This is a genomic window from Leisingera sp. ANG-DT (genome assembly GCF_000813785.1).
Taxonomy (GTDB): domain Bacteria; phylum Pseudomonadota; class Alphaproteobacteria; order Rhodobacterales; family Rhodobacteraceae; genus Leisingera.
Map to the genome: position 1 here is coordinate 1 of NZ_JWLE01000043.1, position 6616 is coordinate 6616.

Annotated in this window: 3 protein-coding genes and 1 pseudogene; all 4 read right to left on the reverse strand. The window is 55.9% G+C overall.

The features are described from left to right. Positions 1-1084, reverse strand: a pseudogene (locus RA21_RS20655) (hypothetical protein); the annotation flags it as partial. A gap of 451 nt (positions 1085-1535) precedes the next feature. Continuing rightward, positions 1536-2708, reverse strand: coding sequence for a restriction endonuclease subunit S (locus RA21_RS22160; RefSeq protein ID WP_052257737.1), 1173 nt, complete (start codon positions 2706-2708; stop codon positions 1536-1538). 2 nt (positions 2709-2710) lie between these two features. Beyond that, complete coding sequence (locus RA21_RS20665) at positions 2711-4357, reverse strand: HsdM family class I SAM-dependent methyltransferase (protein ID WP_039152297.1); 1647 nt, start codon at positions 4355-4357, stop codon at positions 2711-2713. A gap of 23 nt (positions 4358-4380) precedes the next feature. Next, positions 4381-6525: a DEAD/DEAH box helicase family protein gene (locus tag RA21_RS20670; protein WP_052257738.1), complete on the reverse strand. Its 2145-nt coding sequence runs from the start codon at positions 6523-6525 to the stop codon at positions 4381-4383. Between the last annotated feature and the right edge of the window lie 91 nt (positions 6526-6616).

A 6616-nucleotide genomic window follows, 5' to 3' on the forward strand; every position in this document is an offset into this window, starting at 1 on the left:
CTTGGATAAGGGAGGCAGGGTCGAGAAACCCGTCGGCCTTATGATGTACGATAAGGCAGCTTTCCTGAAACTTTTCGCGGCGCATTTCAGCGACGATCTTTGGCAGAACTTCACCTCCGCAGATCCAACTGCCTTTGCCTGCACCTTTCTGGGCGACGTGGATCGTCAACGGGCTGTAATCTTTGGTGGCTGTAGGCAGGTAGACCAATCCACCACGCTGCTCCTGCCACAGTTTGTAGGTCTCTCGCACACGTGCAGAGGCATCTAAGACCAGGACCGGGGCTAGGTCGTCAGGGAGTAGCACCTCGGCAATGACCGCGACACGCTGGTTGCCCCATCCGGAAGAGACACGCACCTCTCTGCCAGACATCTCTGCCAGCGCTTCCAAGTTCGGTTTCTTTTTTTCCCCCTCAGTCATAGCAATAGCTCGTTGTAAGATGTTTTCGTCCAGGTCTGGAAAACGGAACATTGATCCGATCTCAGCCTTTCGAAGCCCGTCCATGAGACAATCTACCCTGTCGGCGAAGTCCACTGAAAAGCGCCGAAGGACACCCAGAAGACCACCAATGTCATCAGTCGAAAGCGTCACCACCCGCCCTGGCTCCATGGCTTCATCCCAGATGCGAACCTCACGTGGAAACCCCTGGTAGTGGAACCTTGAGCATTTCTCAAAGCGACCTCCTCGCAACCGTGACTGCAGCATTTGTTGCGTTGTGAAGAGGACACGTGCAGCGCCAGTTGGGGTTGCCGACATCGCGTTGATCGCCCCATCGCTAGTCAGCACGGCGAAATCCGCTTCCTGCAGACCCGCATCCTTTACGATCCGCTCAATCTCCGCCTTGCGCGACAAGCAAACCAGAACCGCGGCGTCGTGAGGTCGAGGTGACAGCATCAACTGACGAAGGAAGCCGATTAGCGAGGTGGTCTTACCCATCCCGGGGTCCAGGCTCGACACATAGACGCACCTTTCCGCAGACCCTTCCGCCATGTTCACCATAGTCTGGACCACGCTTTGCAGGGCTTCATGGTGTTGGTCAGAGAGACGTTGTCCATGACTATGAAGGTTAGCGAGCACCTCGTTCATGGTCTGAAAGGTTAGTGCGGCCAAAGCGGTACAACTTCTATTGTAGCTATATAGAGGATGTACCAACTCGTCGGCAGATTGAGGAAGAAGCGGAGTAAGGGCAGCAGTAGAGTTGTCAGTCTGTGCATAATGCATGTGTTGATCCATGTTGAGAGTACACGCCTCCGTTGCTCCCTGATCGGGAGGCCAAATGCGGTGTCTTGGTGGAGGGGGGATAGAGCTTGAAAGCTCGGTGTATACGATGGTGGCACCTAATTGCCACGCAGGTGCCCATAACGTCGAAGGTCTAGGTCAAGGCTAATCCGGACGTCAGATGCCGGAAAGAAGCGGTTTCTGCTTCTCAATGGTGGAACCTTATTCGCCGAGCGCATCCCAAGTCGTTTTCCAGCTTGATGCTGCAGCCCTCCAGTTCTCCCACCTCATTTTGGAAAATGGAGCCAGTTACGAGGTTTCAGCCGCGGTCATCACTCAATAGCTTGTCAAGGAGGGAGGCAGAGAGATCTCGGGCCATGACATCTGCCCTGGTGGCCAGTTGGGCCTTCTCCGTCACTGCGTTGACCAAGGTGGTGAAACGGTTCTGAAGGTTCGTTGGGGGAACGATGACGCGCAGCGACTGCACATCCTTTTGGTTGATGCTAGCCTGATTGATCGCATCCTTTGCGTTGGTCCGCAGGGCATCCCTCATAGAGCCAAGCTGTAGCTGCTCAATCAGGAACCTAGGCATGAGAGATGGGGTGTTCAGGCTGAAGCGCATCATGTTGCTCTCGAACACGGCCTGTTCCGTTAGGCGGGGAATGATCGTTGACTTTCCGAGATACGGGCGGCTGTTCACGCGGTTGATGACAATGTCATTCTCGTGAAGCACATACTTCTCGATGTCCTTGTCACTCAGGCGGAGGCGCTGCCACTGATCTTGAGGAACAGTTTTCCCGCCATAGAAGCTATCAATGCGCAGGATCGGCGTACCTGATCCATAGTCACCCTTGGGCCGGTACAGTCCGTTTTGCGGGCCATCAGCTATGTAAAGACCCAACTCATGCTTGTCCCATCCCATTGGATTATCCACCGGGTCGCCGAACATCTTGGTGAAGAGGGCGGGTATGAAGTCATGGAGGTGGGTGGAGGCCGTGTTGCGGAGGCGCTGGATGCTCGCCGCCCGGTTCAGGATATCCACGATCCGCCTCTGCTCTTCAAGGGGCGGGAGGGGGATGGTCAGTGCCCTCAACGTGGTAAGAGTGATCCCTTTGACGGTGGCACCGGTTCCTAGCCGCTCAATAGCCGGTCCCAAAGCCTTACAAGCTGCCAAAAGGTAATCAACGTCAAAAGTTCCCTCTGGCATCAGAGCTTTGATGTCCTGATTAATCGCCAAGTCGGTGTCTGCAATAGCGACTTTTCCGAGCCCCATCCTAGTGACGATCAGCAGCGATCCGGCAGGAACAACTCGGGCACTCGAATTCTCTAAACCCTCTTCAGAGATGCTCTCTTTGGTATTGACTATGCGGTCGGACTTGAAATCCTTCACGGTTGCCCAAGGAATGCTTCCCGAGAAGTACTCGGGCTTCTTGCGGGAAGGAGTTCCGCCGCCTACAAAACGGCCCAGATCGCCAAGCGTGATGGAGGTCATACTCAAAGCTTGCTCTCCGTCATCAACTCGCGAAGCTCTGCCAACTCCTCCATGATCTCCCTCTCTACCGCCTGCAGGTCGTCGAGGATCTCCAGCGGGTCGCGGTGTTCCACGGAAGCCCGGCTCTGGGGGCGATAGCGTCCGGCGCTTAGGTTGAAGTCTGCGGCCCGGATCGTCTCTGCATCGGCAAACCACCACTTGTGGGTCCAATCCGCATCCTCATCTCGCGCTTGCCACTCCACCCGCCGCCCCTCGCGAGCCCGGTACGCCTCAAGAAGCGTAGGCAGGTCATCCTCTGCAACCGGCGCGTCATGGTTTGCGTCCATTTTGAAACCATCCGCATCCGCATGGAGAAATAATACATCCTCTGTCCGTCCGCCACGGGTGAACACCAGTACCGAAGTCTTGACACCCGAGTAAGGGTTAAAAACCCCACCTGGTAGAGACATCACGGCCTCCACTCTATTGTTTTCAATCAGTTGTCGTCGCAGTTCCTTGTGCGCCCCAGTGGAGCCAAAAAGTACCCCCTCCGGGATGACCACGCCACAACGTCCGCCTTCGTGCCCGTTTTCCGGAGTACGTAGGTGGTTCAGCATGTACTTGAGGAACAACAGCTCCGTTTGGGTAGTGGTGCCAACTTTTACATCATCGACGATGCGGTCCTTGTCTAGGCGCCCAGAGAATGGTGGGTTAGCCAGGACAACGTCGAAGCCTTCAGCCGGGATGCCGAGTTCCTGCTTTTGTGATGGCTCAAGTGTCCGGGTCAGCGCATCGCGGCGCAGGATGCGGACTTTGTCCAACCCCCGCAGGAAGAGGTTCATCGTAGCGAGACGGACCATCTGCGGATCCACGTCGTTGCCGAAAAATGTGGTTTCGGCCAGTTGCCGCTGTTGTTCGCGCGATAGGGTGTCGCCCAGTCCCCGCCGGATGGTCTTGCCATCGACCTCGGCAACCTCGGTTCCGGCAACCGTAGAGTTGGCAAGGCGAATGTGCTCATAAGCCGCGACAAGAAAGCCAGCAGTACCGGCGGCGGGGTCATACACAGTCTCACCCAGGCGCGGATTGACCATGTCCACCACCATACGGATGATATGTCGCGGGGTCCGAAACTGCCCCAACTCACCTGCCTGCCTAATCTGACGTAGGACGTGTTCGAAGAGGTCACCCTTGGTGTCGCTGTCCATACGGTCGAGGTTTAGGTTCTCGACGCGGGTCAGGATTTCGGACAATACAGTAGGGTCGTCGATAACGAGACGTGCCCCTTCCATGAAGTTGGTAACGCCCTCCTTGGCGATCGCACCATAGAAGGCAAAAACCTCATCGCGGACCCAAGATACCAGCCGCTCCCCATTTAGCCCCTTAGCCCAGCTAGACCAGCGAAGGCGGTCTTTGGGGATCTCTTTAGTCTTCTCGTCAGGAGCGTTCAGAGGGTTCTTCAGCGTCCACATGCCATCGAAGGCACTGGTATATGGTTCAGTGCCGGGACGCTTGGCTGCACGGACGCGCTTGGCATCCATGGCCTCGTACATGAAGAAGAACATCAGGAAGCTGAGTTGCTCCGCGTTCTGGGCAGGGTTCGGGTAGCCACCGCCATAGAGGTAGTCGCGGATCTGGTCGATGCTGCGCCGCAGGTCGGGCGTTAAAGTCATGGTTTGCTCGGCTTCTTCTTGTATCAGGCGGTCGGACGGCTGTCGTCGGTCTTGCTACCGTGTCGGGGCTCCACTGGGAAGACATCGATATTCATAGAGGTCAAGAGATTGTCGAGGGCAACCTCGCCCCCGAACACTCGGACGGCCTCGTCGTAGCCGCCCCACTTGTCGAATGGGTGTTCATCGAGGTCGTAGCCCCAGAAGCCCATCACCTCCATTGCTTCGGCCATTAGACTACTCTTGATCAGTTCCAACCATCTGTCCTGCTGGGCGTTGACCTCTATCTTTGCTCGCCATCCTTCAAATCGTAGGCCCAACTGGCTGCCCGCGGCTTCATGCTCCTCGGTGCGGACGATACGCCCGTTCTCATCTAGCGTAACCCAGTCCCGGGATGCCGGATCGATGTGGTCGTGGATGTTAAGCTCTAGCAGGCGTTTAGGCTGCTGTGGCTTAGTGCCGGTTGTCGACTGGACGATGATCTCGCCGGGAATAACTTCCGGGTCATCCCCGTGGAAGTCCGTCACCCCAACAAAGTCGAACATTGTGAAAGACGCCTTGTGGATATGGTCGGCCTTACGTGTGCCTCGTCCACGCATCTGCTGGTAAAGGATAGAACTTTGAGTGAAGCGGGCCATCACCAAGTTGACCAACTCAGGGCAGTCGAAGCCAGTGTCGAGCATATTCACGCTAACGATGATCTTGGGGAAGTCCTCCTTTTTAAACCGTTTAATCTTGTCGCTGGCATTGGCGGTACGCTCAGTCCCCTCATCACTAACTACGAAATCGGCGAAGCGGGTAGTCGGATGAGGCTTAAGATCCGCGAAGTGCTCGTCGAACATGGTCGCTAAGGTCTGAGCGTGTTTCTTGTTGACGGCGAAGACAATAGTCTTGCCGTGACGTGGAGTGCGCCGGATGCCGTCGCTGCCTTTGTAGCCCTCATCCAGGACTTGGCGGAACTCCCGAACGATGGCTCGGTTTCGCTCAGGGATGGTAAACTTCCTTTCGAGGGCGCGGGGGTCAACGGTGATCTCATTCATCCCATCAAAGACCTCCTCCATCTCCTCCCTGAGGTCTTCATCCATAGCGTCCCAATCCAGTTCATCGCGCCGCACCAGAAAGCCGCCGTCTGCTGCGGTCTTCACCGTCATAGCTTTGTAGATCCGGTATGGGACGAGGTGCCCATCTTCGATTGCTTCGGGGAGCGTGTAGCGGAAAGTAGGCTTGGTCACCTCGAAGAAGCGTAATGTGTCTCTTACGAACTGTGCGTCATCGTCGTCAGTCATCGTCGCCGGGTCTACCGTGCAGGGGGTGGCAGTCAGACCTACCTTTACCCCATCGAAGTGCTTTAGGACGGCACTATACTGGCCGTAGATTGAGCGGTGGCACTCGTCGATAATGATCAAGTCGAAATACCCTGACGATAGCTTGTCGTACTCGTTGATCATGGTTTGAAGCGTGGCGATGGTCACGCGCTTGGCGTGATCAAGGCCTTTGGTGCTCTTTAGAATGTAGGAAGAATAGCTCGCGAGGTGATCAATAAAGGCATCGTCAGCCTGCCTCGCAAGTTCGATACGGTCCACGAGAAAGAGGACGCGAGTGATTTGCCCTGCTTCAAACATCCGCTTGATGAGCGCCGCCGCAGTGCGGGTCTTGCCGGTTCCCGTGGCCATCTCCACGAGCATCTTTCGCCTGCCCAGCCCAATCTCGCGACATAGGGTGTCTATGCACTCCAACTGATACGGGCGCCCTGCGATGTCTTTGTCTGTCGGGACTGAGGTCAAGTCGAGTTTGAGGGTTCGAACAGCCATTCGACGTTCAAGGTCATCCTGCGTGAACACCGTGGCTATCTCGCGAGCATGTGCGTCCACGTCAAGGTCGAGGAACCAAATCGCGTTTCCATTGCTGAGGAAAACGAAAGGAACACCGAGGGCCTTAGCGTAATGGACACCCTGATCTTGGGCGGCAATAGGTTCAATGGATGTACGTTTCGCTTCAAGTATGGCCAGGGGTCTACCTGAACGGTCACAAAGGACATAGTCGGCAATAGTCCCGTCCGACAGCGGGTACTCGAAATGCACCGTTCTGCCATCTTCAAGCGACCACCCGGCATCACGCAGCAAATCGTTGATCTTGACCCGTGAGAATGCTTCGTTTTGCGACTTTGCCACCAGATGCCCCTTCTTTAAGTTGCGCCATGATGGCACTGTTCACCTTTGGGTATCAAGGTGTTGAGTGACTTCCCTGCCTCCCTTATCCAAG

Excerpts from the sequence above, each read along its gene's own strand:
- RA21_RS20665 (WP_039152297.1), bottom strand. The coding sequence starts at position 4,357 with ATGACTTTAACGCCCGACCTGCGGCGCAGCATCGACCAGATCCGCGAC.
- RA21_RS22160 (WP_052257737.1), bottom strand. The coding sequence starts at position 2,708 with ATGACCTCCATCACGCTTGGCGATCTGGGCCGTTTTGTAGGCGGCGGA.